Annotated in this window: 19 protein-coding genes; all 19 read right to left on the reverse strand. The window is 62.5% G+C overall.

Annotated elements, in window-relative coordinates; all coding sequences use genetic code 11:
• Position 1: 1 nt before the first annotated feature.
• On the reverse strand, positions 2-244 hold the full coding sequence (gene csrA, locus P0N66_RS10630) for a carbon storage regulator CsrA (RefSeq protein WP_275805164.1): 243 nt from the start codon (positions 242-244) through the stop codon (positions 2-4).
• A 96-nt stretch (positions 245-340) separates the two neighbouring features.
• Positions 341-2,968, reverse strand: a complete 2,628-nt coding sequence (locus tag P0N66_RS10635; protein ID WP_275805166.1) for a flagellin N-terminal helical domain-containing protein — start codon at positions 2,966-2,968, stop codon at positions 341-343.
• An 11-nt stretch (positions 2,969-2,979) separates the two neighbouring features.
• Positions 2,980-5,568 (reverse strand): flagellar hook-associated protein FlgK, encoded by a 2,589-nt coding sequence (flgK, locus tag P0N66_RS10640; protein ID WP_275805167.1) that lies wholly within the window; start codon positions 5,566-5,568, stop codon positions 2,980-2,982.
• Between the two features lie 3 nt (positions 5,569-5,571).
• On the reverse strand, positions 5,572-6,075 hold the full coding sequence (locus P0N66_RS10645; protein ID WP_275805169.1) for a flagellar protein FlgN: 504 nt from the start codon (positions 6,073-6,075) through the stop codon (positions 5,572-5,574).
• A gap of 4 nt (positions 6,076-6,079) precedes the next feature.
• Positions 6,080-6,382: a rod-binding protein gene (locus P0N66_RS10650; RefSeq protein ID WP_275805171.1), complete on the reverse strand. Its 303-nt coding sequence runs from the start codon at positions 6,380-6,382 to the stop codon at positions 6,080-6,082.
• 27 nt (positions 6,383-6,409) lie between these two features.
• Entirely contained in the window at positions 6,410-7,480 is a 1,071-nt protein-coding gene (locus P0N66_RS10655; protein WP_275805377.1) for a flagellar basal body P-ring protein FlgI, read from the reverse strand.
• A gap of 352 nt (positions 7,481-7,832) precedes the next feature.
• Entirely contained in the window at positions 7,833-8,546 is a 714-nt protein-coding gene (locus P0N66_RS10660; protein WP_275805173.1) for a flagellar basal body L-ring protein FlgH, read from the reverse strand.
• A gap of 127 nt (positions 8,547-8,673) precedes the next feature.
• The gene (flgA, locus tag P0N66_RS10665; RefSeq protein WP_275805175.1) at positions 8,674-9,408 is read right to left on the reverse strand and encodes a flagellar basal body P-ring formation chaperone FlgA; all 735 of its coding nucleotides are present in this window, start codon (positions 9,406-9,408) and stop codon (positions 8,674-8,676) included.
• A gap of 156 nt (positions 9,409-9,564) precedes the next feature.
• Complete coding sequence (gene flgG, locus P0N66_RS10670) at positions 9,565-10,347, reverse strand: flagellar basal-body rod protein FlgG (protein WP_275805177.1); 783 nt, start codon at positions 10,345-10,347, stop codon at positions 9,565-9,567.
• A 61-nt stretch (positions 10,348-10,408) separates the two neighbouring features.
• Entirely contained in the window at positions 10,409-11,143 is a 735-nt protein-coding gene (flgF, locus tag P0N66_RS10675) for a flagellar basal-body rod protein FlgF (RefSeq protein ID WP_275805179.1), read from the reverse strand.
• A 211-nt stretch (positions 11,144-11,354) separates the two neighbouring features.
• Complete coding sequence (locus P0N66_RS10680; RefSeq protein ID WP_275805181.1) at positions 11,355-11,645, reverse strand: EscU/YscU/HrcU family type III secretion system export apparatus switch protein; 291 nt, start codon at positions 11,643-11,645, stop codon at positions 11,355-11,357.
• Positions 11,646-11,940: 295 nt separating this feature from the next.
• Positions 11,941-13,749: a complex I subunit 5 family protein gene (locus P0N66_RS10685; protein ID WP_275805183.1), complete on the reverse strand. Its 1,809-nt coding sequence runs from the start codon at positions 13,747-13,749 to the stop codon at positions 11,941-11,943.
• 115 nt (positions 13,750-13,864) lie between these two features.
• On the reverse strand, positions 13,865-15,382 hold the full coding sequence (locus tag P0N66_RS10690; protein WP_275805185.1) for a complex I subunit 5 family protein: 1,518 nt from the start codon (positions 15,380-15,382) through the stop codon (positions 13,865-13,867).
• Positions 15,379-17,040 carry a complex I subunit 5 family protein gene (locus tag P0N66_RS10695; protein WP_275805187.1) on the reverse strand — a complete coding sequence of 554 codons (1,662 nt, stop codon included), beginning with the start codon at positions 17,038-17,040 and terminating at the stop codon, positions 15,379-15,381. Before P0N66_RS10695 ends, P0N66_RS10690 begins: the two co-directional genes overlap by 4 nt.
• Positions 17,037-17,351, reverse strand: a complete 315-nt coding sequence (locus P0N66_RS10700) for a cation:proton antiporter subunit C (protein ID WP_275805189.1) — start codon at positions 17,349-17,351, stop codon at positions 17,037-17,039. Before P0N66_RS10700 ends, P0N66_RS10695 begins: the two co-directional genes overlap by 4 nt.
• The gene (gene mbhE / locus P0N66_RS10705; protein ID WP_275805191.1) at positions 17,348-18,553 is read right to left on the reverse strand and encodes a hydrogen gas-evolving membrane-bound hydrogenase subunit E; all 1,206 of its coding nucleotides are present in this window, start codon (positions 18,551-18,553) and stop codon (positions 17,348-17,350) included. The genes P0N66_RS10700 and mbhE overlap by 4 nt, the downstream gene beginning before the upstream one ends.
• Positions 18,550-18,864 (reverse strand): cation:proton antiporter, encoded by a 315-nt coding sequence (locus P0N66_RS10710; RefSeq protein ID WP_275805193.1) that lies wholly within the window; start codon positions 18,862-18,864, stop codon positions 18,550-18,552. The genes mbhE and P0N66_RS10710 overlap by 4 nt, the downstream gene beginning before the upstream one ends.
• 11 nt (positions 18,865-18,875) lie before the next feature.
• On the reverse strand, positions 18,876-19,226 hold the full coding sequence (locus P0N66_RS10715) for an MrpF/PhaF family protein (RefSeq protein WP_275805195.1): 351 nt from the start codon (positions 19,224-19,226) through the stop codon (positions 18,876-18,878).
• Positions 19,223-19,768, reverse strand: coding sequence for a Na+/H+ antiporter subunit E (locus P0N66_RS10720; RefSeq protein ID WP_275805197.1), 546 nt, complete (start codon positions 19,766-19,768; stop codon positions 19,223-19,225). The genes P0N66_RS10715 and P0N66_RS10720 overlap by 4 nt, the downstream gene beginning before the upstream one ends.
• Between the last annotated feature and the right edge of the window lie 156 nt (positions 19,769-19,924).

A 19,924-nucleotide genomic window follows, 5' to 3' on the forward strand; every position in this document is an offset into this window, starting at 1 on the left:
ATCAAGTATGCCGTTTTTTTTCGGCCAGGTTGGTGGCCAGGCTTTCCAGATCACCGAACTGCTCGGCGGCGGCCCGGCGGTTGGCCTCTAAAATGCGGCGGTAGATCTCGTCCCGGTGCACGGGTATATGGTCCGGCGCCTCCACCCCGAGCTTCACCTGGCCGTTTTTGATCTCCAGTACGCGGATGGAAATATCGTCGCCGATGGCCACCGCCTCTCCCGGTTTACGGGCTAAAATCAACATGGCTGTACCCTCCTGGTATTTTTTGCCGTCGGCCTTCCTGGCCGCCGGTTGCTTTAGTTAAACCGGTAAGTTAGCAGCCCTGGTGAACGCTACACCTTACAAGAAGTTCACCAGGCTCAACTGCATAGTCCTGGAGGCCGCGCTGAGGGCCGCTTCGTATGCTACTTCCTTGGCTTTTAGCTCCATGATGGCCTCAATAAGATCGGTGTCCTCCAGTTCGGAAAGATTTTCCGCCGTGGCCAGTTGCAGGTTCATGTAAATATTGCTCTGGACATCCATGCGGTTGGCCCGGGCGCCGAAATCGGCGATCTGGTTGGTCAGCTCGTTGAGCAGGTCTTCCAGGTCGGCGATGGATTTGTTCAGGCCGCTGACCTGCAGATTGTCGAACTCCAGGCCGGTGGCGTTGAGCAGGCTGCTGGTGTCTTCCCTGAGGTCAAAACTGTAACGCTCATCGCTGCTGTTGAGTTGCAGGTAGCCGCTGTCATCCCACTTGGCGTTGAGGCCCGGGATGCCGTTGAGCCGTTGGGCGATATCCTCCAGGGTGTCGTTTTCCGGGTCAACCTGGATCACCGTCACTCGCTCCATCGGCGGCACCTGGTGGTGATCGGTTACCGCCACCTTGAAGGTGCCGGACTGGATGCGGTCTTCCAGTTCCAGCCCGGTTTCACCGCCTCCCAAGGTGACATTGATGTCACCGGCCTGGGCGGCGCTGGTGGCGGTGTGGAACCCTTCGCCCTTGAGAAACTGTTCAAGATCCTTCAGGACACTGAAAACCCCGGTTTCGTAAACGGCGTCAAAACCGTTCTTGCTGATCTCGATGGTGCTGTGCTGGCCCACCTTGATGGCGATGTCGTTGTTGCGGTCGCCGGCATAGCGGACATGGTCGTTGTCCCGGTGGATGGTCCGAACCTGCATGACCCCGCCTTCCAGGCGATCGTCTTTGCCGGTGGGCTCTCCGGTCAGGCCCAGGGCCTCGAAACCGGAACTGATGGTCTCCTCGTCTTCTCCCAACTGCCCGCTTTCCAGCCGGAAAGGCTGGTCGGACCACAGGCGCACCGAACCGAAATGGACCTGATCATTGGCCAGGCCGGTGGCATATTCGCCTTGGGCCGAGGTTTCGATATGGACGTTGCGGCCGTCCACCGCAGTAAGGATCAGCCTGCCCTGCTGGTCGCGGCCGGCGGTGACCCCGGTGTCTTCCGACTTGGCGTTGATGGCCCGGACCAGGACATTATCGGCGTCCCGGTCCGTGATGGCGGTAGGTTCGTCAAAAATGCCGACTCCGTTGATGACCAGATCGTTTTCACCCATGGCGGTAGGGTCGGGATGGCCGCTGGTCACTGCGGTGCCGGCGGTAAATGAGGCGGGGGTGATTTCCGCCGTCACCCCGTAATTGCCTTCATTGATGGCGGTGGCCTTGGCGGCGGCGGAGGCGTCGGCGTAGATGGTGGAATGCTCATCGGCGGTGGTGATTACCGGCTTGCCGTTGATCAGCAGGTCGCCTTCCTGCAGGGCCGGGCCGTAACGCAGCACCCCGTCACCGGCCAGATCGGCAAACCCGCGGTCGCCACCGCCAAGGCCGATCAGAGCAAGAATGTCGTCGTCGGGCGGGTCGTTCTCGGCCCCGCTGGTGGTGATGGTAAAGGCTTCGGCACTGCGCAGGGAAATGGCGCCGGTGTTGCCGTCGTTGATGGTGTAGGTGCCGGCGGTCAGGCCGGTATCGGCGGTGGTGCTGGTAAGTGTGCCGACCTCGATGTCCGATTCATTGCCGGGGCCGAGGTTGTACAGCACCACCGCGTTTTCCTCGCCCCCGTTAGTGCCATCTCCGACCCTGGCGCCAACCCCGGTTAGTTCCGAGATGCCGTTGATTGCTGCCGCGGTGAGTTCGGCAACTTCTGCCGCCGTGGCACCATCGGGAACGGTAACGGCGAAGGTGGCCCCGTTAATGGACTGAAGCATGGTTTCGCCGTCATTGCTGCCTTCCGCAGTGGCTGCAGCACCGGCAGTCAAGGTGGTCAGGTTGGCGCGGACCCCGGTTTCATCCGTCACGGTATTGATGGCGGCCTGTAAATTGGCGCTCCCCGCCATATTTAAACCTTCCGTCAGGGTGGTGGTAAGATCTACCATGCCAACATCAACCCCGTTGATTAACAGGTCGTTTTCCGCCAGATCGGCCGTGTTCAGCACATTACCCCCCGTCAGTGATCCGCTGATCCCTTGCGGAGCGGGGTTGGCGCCATTAACGAAATAGCCGTCCATGGCGCCTTTGACGAAGGGGGTGGGTTCGGCCTGGGTGTAGCCGATGGTGCGGAAGCCGCCGAAGATGTGCTTGCCGTTGACCGCCGAGTTGCCCAGGATGATGGCCTGCTCCCAGAGGTTTTTTACCTCCATCGCGGCGTTTTCGCGGTTTTCGGCGGTCATGGGGGCGTTGGCCATTTGGATGGCCAGGGTTTTGGCCCGCATCACCAGGTCCTTGGTTTCGGTCAGGGCGTTTTCCGAGGCGCTGATCACCGTGTTGCCGTACTGGATATTCTTCTGGTACTGGCCGATCTCCGCCAGGTTGGTGCGCAGTCCCAGGGCGTTGACCAGGTTCACCGGATTGTCCGAGATCTTGGACATCTGCTTGCCCGAGGAGATCTGCTGATTGATCCGGTTCATGTCGCCGTTGACCTTGTTCAGATTGGTCAATACATTGGCGTATATGGACTGCATTGTAACCCGCATGGCCTTGTCTCCTATCTTACGGTATCCAGCAGGGTGACCAGCATTTCATCGGAGGTGGAAATCAACCTGGCCGCCGCCGTGTAGGCATGCTGGAACTTGATCAAGTTGGCCATCTCCTCGTCCAGGGAGACCCCGGAAACGGTGTCCCGCATCTCGTTCATCTGGTTGAGCACCAGGGTGTTGAACTCCACGTTGCGGTCGATGGTCCGCCCTTTGTTGCCGATATCTCCCACCAGGGAATTATAAAAACCGTTGAGCGAGTTGACCTTGCCGCCCAGGAAATAAATGTCGTCCTTGTGCTGGAGGTTGCTGAGGGCCAGGGCGTTAAGGTTGTCGCCGGGGAAGATTTCACCGTTTTCACCCACCTTGCCGGCGGCCAGGTGGTCGAGATTGTCGACGATGGTCTGGTTGATCCCGATGGTGCCGGCGCTGTGGCCGGTGAAAAAGGTGTTGAGCCCGGCCACCTGCAGGAAGTTGGTGGAATCCTCACCAAGGGCGAACTGGTGGCCGGCGGTGGGGGTTAACTGAAAACGGCCGCTTTGGCGATCGAATGCGGCCCGGACCCAGGGGTTCTCGCCGTCGCTGGTGCCCCCGGCCTCGATAATGGCCTGGTTGATGGCCTGGGCGGCATCTTGGGCGGAATAGGCCCGCTCCAGGGAAACGGTGACCGGTTCGGGCAGGGCCAGGGAGCCGTCGGCATCATAGAGCCAGATTTCAAAACTGCCGTCTTCGGTGTTCAGTTCATCACCGTATTTGAAGCCGGTCAGCAGGACTTTATCCTCCATGGGGTCGGGGGTTATCGTGATCCGGCCGTTACCGGTGATGCCGTCATCGCTTTTGTCGTGCAGCCCCAACTGGGCCAGGATGGTATCGTCCACCCCGGCCTGAATGGTGTAGCGTTGATCGGCAAAGAGGGTGACCTGGCCGGTATTGTGATCGGCGTCGGCGACTATGGTCTCTCCGGCAAGGGCATCCAGGCCCAGGATGGAGGCGCTGAGCCCGGGATCGGCGAAGTTGTCGTGCAAGTTATCAATGGTGATGGATGATTCATCGCCGGCGTTGGTGTTGCGAAAGATCAGGGCATTGGCGGCGGCGCCGTTGCTGCCGTCACCCACTGCCGCCTCGATGTTGTGATCTTCGAGGACGCCGCTGATTTCTTCGGTCAGCTTATCCAGGAAAATTGCACGAGCACTGTCGCTATCGGGATCATCCAGGTCTGTGATGGTGATCTCTTGGCCATTGACGCTAAAAACAATATCTGCGGTGTCGTCGTTAAAGCCATCAGTGTCGGTAAACTCAACGACGATCTCCTCGCCGTTGACCGTAAAGCTGAAAGCGTCGCCAGCGCTGATGCTGTTCAGGTCAGCTTCGGTAATGGCCACCCCGTTAACCTGGGTGGTCAGCCGGGCGGTGACGCCGGTATCGGCCTTGTTGATGGCCTCCACCGTGCTGGCCGCCTTGGTGGTGCCCAGGCCATGTACCGGGAAGCCGCCGTTGATGGCGCCGATGTCCAGGCCGTTGACCTGGATTGAGCCGCCGGGAATGCTACGGTTGGCGGTGCCGGTGGTCACTTTGCCGGTGGTTACCGAGGTGGGTCGACCGATGTCGCCGCCCACCAGCTGGTCGGCAAATTTTACCGTGCCGGTGCCGGTGCTGTGGACCTGGTTGAGTTCACGGACCAGGGAGTTGGCCAGGGAATCCAGCCGGCCGGCGTAGTTGTTGGGATCCCCCGGCGCCAGTTCGCCATGAATTTCAAGCCAGCCGCCCATCTTGCCGCCCAGTTGAGCACCGGTCAGGGGGCGGGAGACGGTTTTGCCGGCGCCGTCGGTGCTGACCCAGTTGAGCTGGTTGTCAACCCAGTCCACCTGCCAGGCCTCGTCGCCTTCCACCATGGGATGACCGTTGGCTAGCAAAACTGTGTAGGTGCCGTTTTTGCCGGCAAAATGGCTGATATCCACCAGCTCGGCCAGTTCCTTGACCAGGTTGTCGCGCTGGTCCCGCAGGTCGTTGGCTTGCGCATTGCCCACCTCGGAGCTGGTGATCCGGGTGTTGAGGGTGGCGATCTGCGAGGTCAGGGAATTGACATCGCCGACGGCGGTGCTGATGTTGGTGCCGATATCCGAGCGGGCCCGGATGATCTCGTTGTTCATGGTTTTAAAATGATCCGACAGCAAATGGCCGTTCTGCAGTACATTCTGTCGCGCCGCCAGGCTTTCCGGGTTATCGCTGAGCTCCTGCCAGGAGTCCCAGAACTGGTTGAGCAGATCATTCATGGCCAGTCCCCGGGCCTCGTTGAAGATCGGCTCCACCACCCGCAGGGACTGTTGCTGGGCCTGCAGGTTGCCCATCAGGGAGGACTGGCGGGTGATTCGTTCCACCATGAACTGGTCGTAGTTGCGGGCAATGGTGTCCGCCAGGACCCCGCCGCCCAGCATGGCGTTGCCGGCCTGCACCGCCTGGTTGGGCTTGATGCTGTGGGTCTGTCGGGAGTACCCCGGGGTGTCCACATTGGCCACGTTGTGGCCGGTGACCTGGATCGATCGCTGGTGGGTCAGCAGAGCCAGTTTGGCGGTATTTAAGACATGGGATAACCCGGCCATGGTTTATACCTCGCGGCTGATCATGCTGGGGCGGGCTGCCCCCGGCCGGCTGTACTGTCCCGGTTTGCCGTAACTCTGGTGTTGTTCGCCGACGGTGCTGGTGATCATGCCGATGGCGTCATGTAAATGACGCTTGGTGTCTTCGACAAAGTTGTAGTTGATGACGCTTTTGGCGGCGATCTCCTGACGCAGAGCCACCAGCTCACGGCGCTGGGTTTCCAGCCGCTTTTTTTCTTCGCCGGTGGCCATGGCGGCCAGGTCCGAGAGCCGTACCGCGTTTTCCGAAGGTTGGCCGGTGAACTCTTCCACCGCCAGCCGCAACTGTTCATCCACCTCCTTCAGGGTGGCGATCTGCCGGGTCTTGCCACGGCTCAGATTGACCAGCCCCCGCATGTCCATGGCCACCAGCGCCTGCTGTTCCTGGTCGAGCAGGGCCAGCAGTTCACGGGAGAGGGTGAATTCCTGCGCCAGCAGGTCAAAAATATTGGCGGGTATTTTTTGCCGCATGGTCTTATCCTCTGCTGTAATGCTGCTGGTTGATCTGTCGGTAAAGCATCTCGCCAAACCCCATCCCCTTGCCGGCGGCCAAGTGCTGGGCCATTTCCTGGTCGTAGAGGGAGCGGTACATCTCTTCGGCGTGGCCCCCGTCCAGCAGGTCGCTCTGCGGGCCGGCCTGGCGGGACATGCTCAGGAATTTCTGCAGAATAATGGCCTCGAAATCGGCGCAGGCCTGGCGCAACTGGGAATTTTCCTTCTTATCGGCAACCGGGGCCTGATGCTTGAATGTTCCACCGGTCAGGCTGTTGATGTCCATGTTTTCCTCCCGTTGCGGGTTGGCGTTTTAGATGATTTCCAGTTCGGCGTTAAGGGCGCCGGAGGCCTTGATGGATTGAAAGATGGCGATCAGGTCGCGGGGGGCGGCCCCTACCGCGTTCAGGGCCTGAACCACTTCGCCCAGGGTGGCGCCCGGATCCAGCCGCACCAATTGATCGCCTTCGGCGGCCCGGGGGGGGGCGGCGTCCGGCATCATCAACTCGTCGGGATCCAGGGCGGGGGCCACCTGCAGGTTGAGGTCGCCATGGGCCACGGCCAACTCCCGGATGCGGACGTTTTCGCCCATTACCACCGTGCCGGTGCGTTCATCCAGCACTACCCGGGCCCGGTTGTCGGGAACGATCTGCAGATTTTCGACTTCGGCCAGCAGGGCTATTTCATTGTGGCGATATTGCTCCGGCACCCTGACCACCACCGTGGCCCCGTCCCGGGACCGGGCGGCGCCGTTGCCCAGATGATTGTTGATGGCCTGGGTCATGCGTTGGACGGTGGTAAAATCGGGGGAATTCAGGCTGATCACGATTTCTTCGCGCTGGGCGAAGGTCACCGGCACTTCCCGCTCCACCGAGGCCCCGCCGGGAATCCGGGCCACCGTTTGATGGTTCTGCTGCCGGCCCGGCGCCGCCGGCCCCTGGAGCTCGAAACCGCCGATGCTTAAAGGCCCCTGGGCGATGGCGTAAACCTGGTTGTCCAGCCCCTTGAGGGGCGTGACCAGCAGGGTGCCACCCCGCAACGAGGAGGCGTCGCCCACCGAAGAGACGGTAACGTCAATATGCTGGCCGGATTTGGCAAAGGGCGGCAGCTTGGCGGTGACCATCACCGCCGCCACGTTGCGAACCTGAATATCGTCGGGGTTGATATTGATGCCCATGTTGCGCAGGGCGTTGGCCAGGCCGCTGATGGTAAATGCGGCGTTACGGCCGTCGCCGGAGCCATCCAGGCCCACCACGATGCCGTAGCCCACCAGCTGGTTGTGCCGGACTCCCTGGATTGAGGCCAGATCCTTGAGCCGCACCGAAGCGGCGGCTTCGGCAACCAAGAAAACCAGGCAGATCAGCCCCAAAGTCAGCCCGGTCACGACCGGCAAAAGCTTAGGCCGAGCGGCGGGAGCTGGCCTGCGGGAATGTCTAATCGTTGCTGCGTTCATCGTTTCCCTCGATAGAAAAGTTATTTTGCACTTCTGCCGGCCGCGCCGACGGAAGCCAAAAGCCTTTGCCGAATTGCAATGCACTATTCATGCCAACAGGTAGGGGGCAACTTTTGCCGCCAGCAAAAGCTCCCGCCAGCGGCCATCCCAAACCCCAAAAGTCGTCCAGCCACCCGGAAAACGTACGGCAGTGCCGCAGGTTGCGGCAAGCGGTCCGGCGCCGCGTACTCCAGTACGCAAGCCGGGCCGATCGCCGCAAGATGCGGTGCTGCCGTACGTTTTCCTAGAAGGGCCAGATGGCTTCCACCGCTCTGGAGAGCCAGCCGGGCCGCTGCTTGTCGGCCAGCAAGCCTTTGCCGCTGTATTCGATGCGGGCGTCGGCGATCCGGTCGGAATTGACGGCGTTGTTGGTGTTGATGTCATCGGGGCGCACCAGCCCCGAGAGGATGATGAACTGGGTCTCGTTGTTGACCCTTACCTCCTGGTAGCCGCGGATCACCAGGTTGCCCTCCATGGTTTTGTCCACCACCCGGGCGGAGATGGTGGCGGTGACGTCGCTGTCGCGACTGGTCCGGCCGGTCCCCTCAAAGTCGGTGGTAATGCCGGCATTGACGGAACTGCGCTCGCCGACGAAATTGTCCAGCCCGAAAAAGGAGGTGATACCGGCGTTGATGCCGGCGTCCCGTTCGGTGATGGTGGTGGCGTTTTTTCGGCCACTGGAGGTTTCCACCACCCGCACCAGTAAAATATCGCCCACTTCCCGGGCCCGGTTATCGCGATAGAGGTCGAGTCCCCGATTACCGTTGTAAATGGTGCCTTCCGGCGGGGTTTCCGGCGGGCTGCCGGGTTCCGGCAGGGCAAATCGCTCCGGAAGACGCTGGGAGGGCGGGACTTCGGCATGGCCGCTGTCGCTGTCGCCGCTGCCGCCACTGCCGAGGGTCGCGCAGCCGGTCAGCCACAGGGGCAGCAGGGCAAGCAATAAAAGGTAGGTACGCATAGCTTTTCTCCTTTACAAGGCTACAATTGTCGGCGCCGCAAAAAGCAGCGACGCCGACGGGGCACGCTTGGCAACTGCTTGTTTTCGCATTATCGACCAAGCCGTTTGGCGGGTTTTTGCGAAGTGGTCACAATTCGGTTTCAACCAGGCCGCCGTTGACCACCCGGGCCATGATTTCCCGGCGGCTCATCAGGTTACGGACCCGGATCAGATCGCCTTCGGCGCCGATTTCCCGTACTTCGCCCGGGGCGTTGACCTGCACCCGGCCGGTGGTCGCGCGAATGGTGACCCGGTCGCCCCGGCGTACCAGGGGTGGCTTTTCCAGCAGGTTCTGGTAGACGATGGCACCCGCCTGCAGGGTGGTGCGCAGTTGCTTGCCCGCCGCCTGCCTGGGATCGTCGATGATGCTGCCGTCCAGCATGCTGATATCGCGCCGGTGCACGGTCAGGTCATCGGGGCTGATCACCTCCCCCCGGTTGATCCGGCGGGTGGTCATGACCACCTTGCCCATCCGCTGCAGATTGGCATTGAGCCGCAGCCGGGCCTCGGCCCGGCCGTTGACCAGCAAGGTAACCTGCAGGCTTTGCCGCCCCAGGCGGCCGGGGTCGGGGTCGCTGTCCAACTGGTAATCGAGCAGGCCGGCGGGGATGGTGACGCTTTCGGGAAACGAGGAAAAACCGCTTATCTCCAGCTCGTTTCGGGGCCAGATGCTCTCCCTGGTGATGATGGTGGCAAAAATTTCCTGCAGTTCGGCCTCCCCCAGAGTGATGGTGTTGCCGCCGCTCCGGGCCTGGGCCGGGATGGCGGACAGGATTAGCAGCAGCAGCAGGGGGGTGATGATCAGGCGACGGCCGGTGGTCATGGTTTGTCTCCTCTTTTTCTCAAGTCTCATATACTGGTTCGCGGTCGAGTAAACGTTCAGCAGTGCCGCAGGTTGCGGCAAGCGAGCCGGCGAAGCGTACATCAGTACGTGAGCCGGTTCGATCGCCGCAACCTGCGGTGCTGCTGGACGTTTACATTAACGTTTCAGGGTGTTGGCCACTTCCAGCAACTGATCGGCGGTCTGCACCGACTTGGAGTTCATCTCAAAGGCCCGCTGGGTAATAATCAGGTTGACCAGTTCCTCGGTAACATCGACGTTGGACACCTCAATGAAATTCTGCAGGATCACCCCGGCCCCGTCGGTTCCGGGGTCGGACTCAATGGGGTCGCCGGAGGCCTCGGTGGGGCGGAAAAGATTGCCGCCCTCGGCCCGCAGGCCGCCGGGATTGATGAAGTTGTGCAGGGTGAGTTGCCCTTCGGCGATGATCTCCTGAGCGGCGTTTTTGGCCTGGATCAGGCCGTCGGCGCCGACGCTCAGGATTACGGTGTCGGCCGGAATGGCGAACTCCGGCTGCAGCCGGTCGCCGTTCTGGGTGACGATGAAACCGTCGGCGTCCCGGGTGAAGTTGCCCGAGCGGGTATAAAACTCTTCGCCGTCGCGGATTACCTGGAAAAACCCCCGGCCCTCGATGGCCAGATCGAGATCGTTGCCGGTTTCATGAATACTGCCCTGGGTAAACTGCTTCTGGGTGGAGGTGGCGATTACCCCCAGGCCCACCTGGATGCCCGAGGGCACTTGGCCGCCGTCCACCGTTTCCACCCCCACCGCCCGCATTTCCTGGTAGTAAAGGTCTTCGAACTGGACCCGGCTTTTCTTAAAGCCGGCGGTATTGACGTTGGCCAGGTTGTTGGAAATGGTATCCAGTTGCAGCTGCTGGCCCCGCATGCCGGTGGTGCCGGAATAAAGTGCGCGGATCATGGTGGTTCCTCCTTAATGGTTCAGCAAAATTTTTGCCGGCGGCGAGCCGGAGAGTGATAAATTATCGGTTGAAGCGGCCGACTCGGCTGATCGCCTGGTCGTCCATGTCGTCCACCGCCTGGATCATCTTCTGCTGTGCCTCGTAGTTGCGCTGCAGGTCGATCATGATGGTCATCTCCTCCATGGAGTTGACGTTGGATTTTTCCAGAAAACCCTGCCGGACCTGAAAATTCATGGCCTCCAGGGGCACCTCTTCGCCCTCCGGCGCCAGCCGGAAGAGGTTGCGGCCTTCCTTGATCAGTTGAGTCAAATCATTGACGCCGACCACCTCCAACTGGTTGACCAGCACCCCGTCCACCAGGACCCGGCCGTCCCGCTCCACGGCGAAATTTTCACCGTCAACCACGATGGGGCCGCCGTCGCCCAGTACCAAACCGCCTTCCGGGGTGCGTAATTGGCCCATGGGGTCCAGCTCGAAGCTGCCGGCTCGGCTGTAACGGATCCCTTGGTCGGTTTGGATGCGAAAAAAGCCCTCGCCATGGATGGCCAGATCCAGCGGGTTGCCGGTGGGATCGACATGCCCCTGCTGATGGTCGGTGAGCACGTTAAGGGCTTTACCCACCCGTTGCCGCTCGGCGTTGGCCTGGTAAAGCATCTCCCAGAAAGTCACAGAATCCTTCTTGTAGCCGGCGGTATCGACGTTGGCCAGGTTGTTGGCCACCTGATCCAGGCGACGCTCCTGGGCCAGCATGGTCTCAACCCCTTCAATCATGCCCAGGCGATTATGGATGTACATGGCGTTACCTCGTAGCTTGGTAAAAAACAAAACAATCCTTACTCAAGCACCATGCAACAGCCGTGCCAGGGGGTAGTCGGAGGATGACTAAAAATTAGAGGAATTAAGGCAGGCGCGCGGCAGTGCCGCAGGTTTGAGCAAGCGCCCCGGTGCTGCAACGTCCAGTACGCAAGCCGGGGTGATCGCGCAAAGATGCGGTGCTGCCGCGCGCCTACCTGTAGGACTGGTTGGTGCGGTAGATGAAGGCCAGAATTTCGGCCACCAACAGATAGGTCTCGGGGGGGATTTCCTGGTAAAGATCCAGGCGGGAAAGAATTTCCGTCAGGTCGGCGTCCTGGTGAATGGGTACACCGTGTTCCTTGGCAATGGCAATCAGCTTTTCCGCCACCGCCCCGCTGCCCTTGGCCACCATCTGCGGGGCGCCTTGCTGCTCGGTGTCATAGCGCAGGGCCACAGCTTTTTGGCGCGGGGTTGATTTCTTGGCGGGTTTTTCAGTGGGCATGTTCGTTCTCGTGGAACCGGGCAAACGGCGGTTTTTGTGGCAGGAAACTTATGCCATAGTGTTCTGGCATGCAGGTCAAATTTAATGATAACCGCTCTGCAATCGTTACCACGGCAGGTTATTGAACATGATGCACGGTTGCAACAAATTTATGAGTGGGTTAAGTGATTCTTCCCATGCGAGGCCTTGGCCAGGGTGGCCACCGGGGTGTCGAAATTTTGGCCTGTCGAATCTCCTCCACTCCTGAAGGTATCGTGGTTGATACCCTGCTTTCGATTCATCTCTTGGTTAATCGTTACAGCAGCAGATAAAACAGCAGTAAAATCAGCAGCACCGAGGCACAGCCGGCCATCGGCCAAAGGGCCACTTGCTTCTCCAGTTGGCGGGCCGGTTGTTGCCAGACGGTGGCCAGAGTTTGCCACAGTCGCTGGAGCAGTTGGTCCAGAGTCTTGACGGTGCGCCCGGTCCAGCCGGCGCCGGCGTGCCAGGCGGCGGCCAGCCGTTTTACGGTGCGGGGTTCCTGGGGCTCGGAGACCAGCCTGGCCGGCCAGCGTCGGCGGAGAAGCCAGGCCAGAGCCAGAGCCGCCAGCAGCGGCAACAGGGTGCCAGGCAGCATACCGGGCGCCATCGGTAGCGTGAACTCCGGCATCGGCACCGTAATCGCAGGCAGATAAAAAGACCAAAACGGCAGCCCGGAGAGCACCAGCAGGCCCCAGGGCAGCAGCATCGACCAGGGGGTGGTGGCGGCGGTGTTGTCCGGGCGGTTGTTTTGCTGCCACTGCTGCCGCAGCAGGGCCAAAAAGCGCAGCAGCAGCAGGGTGGTGGCAAACCCGCTGAGTTTCAGCAGCCACTCCCACCAGCCGGGCGACAACAGGGAGCCGGCGGCAGGATCGGCAAAAAATGCCTGGCCGAGGGCCAGCAACTGGTCCTTGGCGAAATAACCGCCGGTCAGGGGTGCCCCGGCCAGGGCCAGGGCCGGCAGCAGGACCCCGCAGGTCAGCAGTTTGCCGTTGATGCGGTAAGCCGCCAGGGCCACTGCCAGAAACAGGGCGCCTTTGGCCAGGCCGTGGTGCAGGGCGTAAAGCTTGATGGTCTCAAGAACCCGGGGAAAAAGTTCCGGGGCGCTCAAGCCCAGCCCCAGGGCGGTGGTGATAAGCCCCATCTGGCTGATGCTGGACCAGGCCAGCACGGTTTTTGGTTCCTGCCTGGTCATGCCCATAAAGGCGCCGTAAAAGGCCGCCGCCAGTCCCAGCAGCAGTAGCAGCAGGCCCCATTCCGGCATAGTCGGGCTCGCAGTGGCCGGGTCGACCGTGGCGGCGGGGGCCGGAGGGGCCAGAAAGCGCAGCCAGCCCAGCAGGCCGGCCTTGATCATGGCCCCGGAAAGCACGGCGCTGGCTGGTACCGGGGCGGCGGGGTGCGCCAGCGGCAGCCAGAAGTGCACCGGCAGCATCCCGGCCTTGACGCCGAAGCCCAGCAGAAAAAAGAAGGTAAAGCTGCCCGGCGGCGGTCCCTCGCCCATTGCCGTTGGCAGGTTTAAGGCGCCGTCGGTGGTGAAAATCAGCCCCAGCAGGCCGACGAAGATCAGCACCTCGCCCAGCACCACCAGGGTCAGGTAAACCCGGCCGGCCCGCAGGTCGGCTTCGTTGCGGCGGTGAATCACCAGGCCGTAGGCGGCTAGGCCCATGAGGGTGAAAAAGAGGTTGAAGCTGATCAGGTCATTGGCCAGGATCAGGCCGAAATTGCCGGCCTGGGCCAGCAGAAAGAACAGCAGAAAGTAATGGGCCCGGCGGTCCCGGGCCAGATAGCCGGCGGCAAACCAGGCGGCAATCAGCCACAGCCAGGCGGTGAAGAGCAGAAAAAAACGGCCGGTGTCATCCAGGCGCAGTTCCGCTCCCAGCAGCAACCAGGATAAAGGCAACACCTCTTCACTGCCGGTCAGGGCCAGCATCAGGGCCGGCAGGGCGGTCAGCGGCGCCAGCCGCCGCACCACTCCCCGAGCCGCCGGCCGGAACAACAGGGCTGCGGCCAGCAGTGGTACGGCCACCGCCAGGGCGAGGCCCATACCCGGCGGCAGGATAGTGATTATTTCGGGGTAACCTTTCATTCTTTCAGTTGATTGGTTTTTTCGTTTTTAAATTTTCCCGCAGCAGGTCCACACCCGGAACCGCCGGGGGATGCCGCCTCCCCCGTTCATTAAAAGCCGCCAGGTTTTTGTTGCCTTACGGAAAGCCGCCGCTGACGATAAAAATGGCCCACGACAGCGGACTGGCGGGGGCGGCGGCCAGCAGGCCGGCGATAACTACCAGCAGGGCGGTGATCAGCGACGGGACCAGCAGCATGTTGTTGGCCTCGTGCCCGCCCCGGCGGTGGCCGGCCTGGGCCGCCCGCCGTTCCCGCACCGGCCTGGACTGCGGCTCCAGGAACCAGACCCGGTGCAACACCGGCAGGAAATAGGCGGCGTTAAGCAGGGTGCTGACCACCAGCACCGCCAGGATCCAGGGCTGACCGGCTTCCAGGGCGCCCCAGCCCAAATACCACTTGCTGAAAAAACCGGCCATGGGCGGCAGGCCGATCATGCCCAGTGCACCGATGCTGAAAGCGCCCATGGTCCAGGGCATTCGCCGGCCCAGGCCGGCCATTTCGTCGATGCGGTGAATGCCCAAAGTTTCCGCCACGTTGCCGGCGCAAAAAAAGAGGGTGATCTTCATCAGCCCCTGGTGCACCAGATGGACCAGGCCGCCGGTCACCGCCAGCGGCCCGGCCAGGCTCACCCCCAGGCCGATATAGGAAACCTGGCTCACCGTGGACCAGGCCAGCCGTTTTTTGATGTTGTTTTCATTCAAGGCCCGGATGGAGCCGTAAATAATGGTTATTGCGGCAAGAGCGCTCAGCAGCGGCAGCACTCCCAGCAGCTGGCAAAATTCTAACCCGTAAAGGTCCACCACCACCCGGAAAATCCCGAAGGCTCCGGCTTTGACCACCGCCACTGCGTGCAGCAGAGCGCTGACCGGGGCCGGCGCCGCCATGGCCACCGGCAGCCAGCCGCACAGGGGCACCAGGGCCGCCTTAACCCCCAGGCCGGCGATCAGCAGTACGAAGATCAACTGCAGCGGCAGGCGGTCACCCTCACCGGCGCTGGCGGCTATGACCCCGTTGCCGAAGCTCAGGTCGCCACCCCAGCTCCAGAGCCAGGCGGTGCCCAGCAGCAGCACGGCGCCGCCGCCCACCGTGTAATAAAGATAGACCTTGCCGGCCTGCAGGGCCTCGGGGGTGCCGCGGTGGACCACCAGGGGGTAGGTGGCCAGGGTCAGCATTTCGTAAAAGAGCAGGAAGGTGAACAGGTCGCCGGCCAACGAGACTCCCACCGTGGCGCTTACACATAAGCTGAAGAAGCCGAAAAAGCGGCTGCGGTTGGGGGAGTTTTCCAGGTATCCCACGGCGTAAATGGTGGTCAGCAGCCAGAGCACCGCCGACAGGGTGGCGAAAAAAACCGCCAGGGAGTCGGCTCGCAGCACCAGGGTAATCCCGGGCAGCAGGGGCATCACCGCCTGGTACTCGATGCCGGCAAAAAGGCCGCGCACCAGAATGCCGATCAGCACCAGTTTGACCAGGGCGGCACCCAGGTTGAGGGTGGTGCGCAGGGCGATGCTCTCTTCTTTAAGGAAGAAGATGATGATGCCGACGCAAAAAGAGCTGAACAAAATGGCCAGCGGCAGCCAGGCGTTGATGTTGCTCATGGCCCTCCTCCCGCAAGAGTCCCGGCCGGCGGCAGCCAGCCGGCGGGCAGACCGCCGCCGGCAATTTCCAGGGTGAGCCAGGGGAACAGGCCCAGCAGGATGCCGGCCAGGGCCAGCAGCAGAGGGGGCCACTGCATAAAAAGCGGCGCGGCGAAAACGGCGACCGGTTGGCCGGTGACCTTGGCTGTTTGCCGGTGCCGGGCCGGCCGGGAGAAGGTGGCGGTGACGGGGCGCAGCAGATAGGCGACGCTTAGCAGGCTGCCGCCGATGATGGCCAGGGTCCACCACCACTGGCCGGCCTCCATGGTGGCCAGCAGCAGGTACCACTTGCCGATGAAGCCGGAGCTGGGCGGTAGTCCCATCAGGATCACGGCGGCCAGGGATATGGTGATGGCGGTCAGCGGTAAGCCTTGGCTCAAGGCCCGGAGATCGCTGACCAGCAGGGGGCGGTCTTGGTTGCCGGGGTTTTGCGGAGCGGCTTGCGGATCGCCGGTTCGGCTGTTGCTCGGGGGGGCGGTTGGTTGCTGTTGGCCCTTGGCTTTGGAAGGGCACTCCCCAGGGGCCAGGCGAGGGGTGGGGACAATATACTGCTGGACGGTGCCGGCGGCCAGGAATAAGGCGGTTTTGGCCAGGGCGTGACCGGCCAGGATAAAGAGCAGGCCGTAGAGGGCGGCCTGGGGGTTGGGGCCCAGCAGCAGGGGGAAGGCCAGAAAGAGGTAGCCCATCTGGGCCACGGTGGAGTAGGCGATTAACTCTTTTAAGGCCTGGCTGCGCAGGGCCTGCAGGGAGCCCCAGAACACCGCCGCCGCCCCCAGGCCGCCCAGCAGTTGAAAGGCGGCGAAAAGTTCCAGGTCGGCGTGTTGCCACAGCGGCAGCCAGAGCTTGAGCAGCAGGTAAAGAGAGGCCTTGACCACCAGGGCGGAGAGCAGGGCGCTGGCCGGCGCCGGGGCGTTGGCGTGGGCCGGCGGCAGCCAGAAGTGGAGAGGGAACAGGGCCGATTTTATGATCAGTCCCAGGGTCATGCCGGCCAGAGCCAGGCGGACCAGCGGATCGGGGGTGGTAAGTTCGGTGAACAGGGCCAGGTTTAATGAGCCAGTCTGGCGGTAGATCAGTATCACCCCCAGCAGGAAACAGAAGGAACCAAAGATATTCAGCAGCAGGTAACGCAGGGCGGCCTGCCGGGCGGCGGCTGTACCGGACAGGCTCACCAGGCAGACCGCCGCCAGCCCCAGCAGTTCCAGGCCGACGTAAATATTGAACAGGTCGGCGCTGAGCAACAGACCGTTGAGGGAGGCCCAGAGCACCAGCCAGAGCGGATAAAAGTAGGTCAGCCGACGGTCATGGGCCGGCGATTGGAAATAACCGGGGCTGTACAGGCCGACGGCGATATTGATCAGGGCGGTCAACCAGAGCAGCCAGAGGCTCAACCCGTCGGCGGCCAGGCCGATGCCCACTTCCGCCGCCCAGCCGCCCAGGGGGTAAAGCAGTTGTTCCTGTTTGCCCAGGTCGCCGGTCAGCAAGGCCAGCAGCGTCGCCGTTCCGGCCATGGTGACCAGGCCGCAGAAACGGTTCCAGCGGGGGGCGGCAAAGGCCAGGATGGCCGCGGCCAGCGGCAAGGCGATCAGCAGGATCGGCCAGGGCGGCGGCAAGGGACTCATTTTCCCGGCTCTCCCCGGTCAGCGTCCCGGTCCCGGCGGTGTTCTTCTTCCTTTGCCCGAGCGGCCAGGGCCAGGGCGAAACCGGTGATGCTGACGGTGATTACGATCCCGGTCAGCACCAGGGCGTGAAGAACCGGGTCGGGGTCGCCGTCGGGGTTGTAAGCGACACTGATCATCAACAGAAAGATGCCGCTGCCGCAGATATTAACGGCCAGAATCCGGTGCAGCAGTTCCTGGCGGGTAAAAAGTGCCACCAGACCCAGCAGAAACAGCATCAGCCCGGTGATCCCATAAAGCAGAGCGGCACTCATCGCTGTTCCTCCGCCGCCGGCAAGCGGCGTTCGGGGGCGTGTAACTGTTCATCAGGAGGGACAACAGCCTGCTGATTTAAAGGCTCGCGACCGAACAGCCGTGCCGCAGATTCGGGTAAGCCGCCAGGCGCCGAGTACCCCCTGTACGCAAGCCTGGCTGATCGCCCGCGCGGGATAAAGCGTGCCAGTACCTCTTGCTTTCGCGACGGTATTTGGCGGCCAAGGTTACCAGAGCTTGGCCAGTCGGCGCTAGCCGCCGACAAGGTGCGGTGCGGCTGTTTGGTTGTGGGGGCGCCGGCGTCGGGCAGCAAACATAGAGCCAGGCCGATGGAAATGGCCGCCGTCGCCTCAATGGCCAGAATAAAGGCCCCGGCCTGCTCCGCAGGATACTGGAAAAAGAGTTTGCCCATGGCTAATGGCACGGCGGCCAGCCCGAGAAAGATCAGGGAGCCGCCCACCAGGGTGGCCCGCAGCAAGGGCCGGGGACAGAAACTCGGCAGGGGCCGACCGGCCAGGGCCAGCAGAATGCCGGCGGCCCCCAGTACTGCCCCGCCCTGAAAGGCGCCGCCCGGTGCGTGTTCCCCCAGCCAGACCAGGTAGCCGGCCACCAGGATGGCAAAGGGCAGAATCCCCCGGATCATGGTCAATAGAATGGGGTTGACCGCCATCCCCGCCGGTGGGCGGGCCGCCCGGCCCAGGGACCAGATCCCGATCACCGCCAGCAGCAGCACCGCCAGTTCCAGCAGGGTGTCAAAGCTGCGAAAGTTGAGCAGCACGGCGGTCACCTGGTTGCTCACTCCGCTCAACGGCATGGCCTCGCTGGTAACCGCCGCCGGCCCCAGCCGCGAGGCGGGATAAGACCACAACAACCATCCTCCCACCCCCAATAACACCAGGGCCCCCAGCCCACAGGTAAAAACCGCCCACCAGGGACCGCTTGCCGCAGGATCTGGCGCTGCTGGACGTTTAAGAAGACCGAGGTAGGAGAGGAGCAGCGCTCCGCTGATCCCGGCCCCGATGGCCGCTTCGGCCAGGCCCACCTCCAGAGCGTCCAGGCGTACCCAGGCCAGGGCCATGACCAGTCCCAGGGCGATGAACAGCACCACGGCCCGAAACTTATCCCGGCTGAACAGCACCGCCCAGGCCAGGCCCAGCAGAGTGACGGCCAGGGTAATATCCAGCCCCCAGGTCAGCAGATTCATGGTTTATTTTCCGTTGCCGCCGGCCGGCCCTGGTCGCGCCTGGCGGTGGCGCCCACCAGGTGACCGGCGGTGGCGCCGGCGGACAGCACCAGCACCCAGATCAACAGCAACTCGGCCCCGGCCGCCGGGCTCCAGTTGCGCAGGATCAGCCCCGTCACCAGCAGCCCCAGGCCGACGTTATCCGCTTTGGTCACCGCGTGAATGCGGGTAAGGGTGTCGGGAAACCTGAGCAGGCCCACGGTGCCGGCCAGAAAAAAAGGCATGGCCGCCACGATCAGCCCCAGGGCCAGCCAGTGCCGAATATCCGCCATCAGCTCCAAAATTATGCCTTCTTCTCTGTGTTCAAGGACGCGGTTTTTATGGTCTCTGTCTTCCCCGGCGCTGTTTTCGCCGCCCGGAACGTGGTGGTGGCCTCGGCGCCCCGGTAGCGGCGGACGAAGGTGATCACCGCCACCGCCGCCAGCATGGCATAAACCAGGGCGATATGGCGCAGGGTGGGGTGATTGGAAACTTCCGCCAGCAGCAGGAAAATTCCCACCCCACTGGTGCCGAACAGCTGGGCGGTGAGCATCCGGTCCGCCGCTGTGGGGCCTTTGACCACCCGAAGCAGCCCAAGGCAGATGGTCAGCAGCAAAAAAAGTACGCAGGCCAGCAACAGGGTGGTGTCGTTCATGGTGGTGGTGCCTCCGACGCGCTTCCCGGCCGTTCGGCGGCTGGTTCACTTTCCTGCCGGAACAACTCGTCGATCCTGGTTTCCAGTCGGCGCAGGTCCTGTTCCAGGCCGGCGTCGTCGTCCAGGCTGTGGATCTCCAGCTTTTCCCGGTCAAAACCGACGCTGAGGGTGCCCGGCAGCAGAGAAACGGTGTTGGCGAAAAAAACCCGGGCCGGCCCTTCGGACAGGCGCCAGCGGAAAGTGACCAGGGTGGGCGCCAGGCGAGGATTACGACTGAAGGCCCGGCGGGCTACATCAGTGCCGGCCAGCAGCGAGCGCAGCAGAAAAAAAGGCAAGAAACGCAGCAGTCCCAGTGGCCGCCAGACCCAGGAGCGGCCCGGAGGCAGCAGCAGCGAGGCCACGGCGGCAGAAATCACCACCACCAGGCCGGGCAGCAGGCCGTCGGGGGCGGCGCCGGTGAGCACCAGCCAGACGACTGCCAGTTCCAGGCTGCGACGCAGCAGTCGGCGGGCGTAGTGGCGGTGGTCGGCAAAGAGGATCATAGCGGATATTCAACCACAAACCTTGTTTCGTTGTCAATTATCGCCCGTTGCCGGCACTTCGTAAGTGTTAACCACAGGGCCAACGAAGTGTTGATTTAACGGGCTGTAAACGTTCTGCAGTGCCCCAGATTCGGGCAAGCAGCCAAGCGCCGCGTA

Source organism: Desulfurivibrio dismutans, assembly GCF_029210385.1.
In the GTDB taxonomy this organism is placed as follows: domain Bacteria; phylum Desulfobacterota; class Desulfobulbia; order Desulfobulbales; family Desulfurivibrionaceae; genus Desulfurivibrio; species Desulfurivibrio dismutans.

Bases quoted from the DNA above. Each gene is read 5' to 3' on its own strand.
- csrA (WP_275805164.1), bottom strand. From the start codon at position 244: ATGTTGATTTTAGCCCGTAAACCGGGAGAGGCGGTGGCCATCGGCGAC.
- P0N66_RS10635 (WP_275805166.1), bottom strand. From the start codon at position 2,968: ATGCGGGTTACAATGCAGTCCATATACGCCAATGTATTGACCAATCTG.
- flgK (WP_275805167.1), bottom strand. From the start codon at position 5,568: ATGGCCGGGTTATCCCATGTCTTAAATACCGCCAAACTGGCTCTGCTG.
- P0N66_RS10645 (WP_275805169.1), bottom strand. From the start codon at position 6,075: ATGCGGCAAAAAATACCCGCCAATATTTTTGACCTGCTGGCGCAGGAA.
- P0N66_RS10650 (WP_275805171.1), bottom strand. From the start codon at position 6,382: ATGGACATCAACAGCCTGACCGGTGGAACATTCAAGCATCAGGCCCCG.
- P0N66_RS10660 (WP_275805173.1), bottom strand. From the start codon at position 8,546: ATGCGTACCTACCTTTTATTGCTTGCCCTGCTGCCCCTGTGGCTGACC.
- flgA (WP_275805175.1), bottom strand. From the start codon at position 9,408: ATGACCACCGGCCGTCGCCTGATCATCACCCCCCTGCTGCTGCTGCTA.
- flgG (WP_275805177.1), bottom strand. From the start codon at position 10,347: ATGATCCGCGCACTTTATTCCGGCACCACCGGCATGCGGGGCCAGCAG.
- flgF (WP_275805179.1), bottom strand. From the start codon at position 11,143: ATGTACATCCATAATCGCCTGGGCATGATTGAAGGGGTTGAGACCATG.
- P0N66_RS10680 (WP_275805181.1), bottom strand. From the start codon at position 11,645: ATGCCCACTGAAAAACCCGCCAAGAAATCAACCCCGCGCCAAAAAGCT.
- P0N66_RS10685 (WP_275805183.1), bottom strand. From the start codon at position 13,749: ATGAAAGGTTACCCCGAAATAATCACTATCCTGCCGCCGGGTATGGGC.
- P0N66_RS10690 (WP_275805185.1), bottom strand. From the start codon at position 15,382: ATGAGCAACATCAACGCCTGGCTGCCGCTGGCCATTTTGTTCAGCTCT.
- P0N66_RS10695 (WP_275805187.1), bottom strand. From the start codon at position 17,040: ATGAGTCCCTTGCCGCCGCCCTGGCCGATCCTGCTGATCGCCTTGCCG.
- P0N66_RS10700 (WP_275805189.1), bottom strand. From the start codon at position 17,351: ATGAGTGCCGCTCTGCTTTATGGGATCACCGGGCTGATGCTGTTTCTG.
- mbhE (WP_275805191.1), bottom strand. From the start codon at position 18,553: ATGAATCTGCTGACCTGGGGGCTGGATATTACCCTGGCCGTCACTCTG.
- P0N66_RS10710 (WP_275805193.1), bottom strand. From the start codon at position 18,864: ATGGCGGATATTCGGCACTGGCTGGCCCTGGGGCTGATCGTGGCGGCC.
- P0N66_RS10715 (WP_275805195.1), bottom strand. From the start codon at position 19,226: ATGAACGACACCACCCTGTTGCTGGCCTGCGTACTTTTTTTGCTGCTG.
- P0N66_RS10720 (WP_275805197.1), bottom strand. From the start codon at position 19,768: ATGATCCTCTTTGCCGACCACCGCCACTACGCCCGCCGACTGCTGCGT.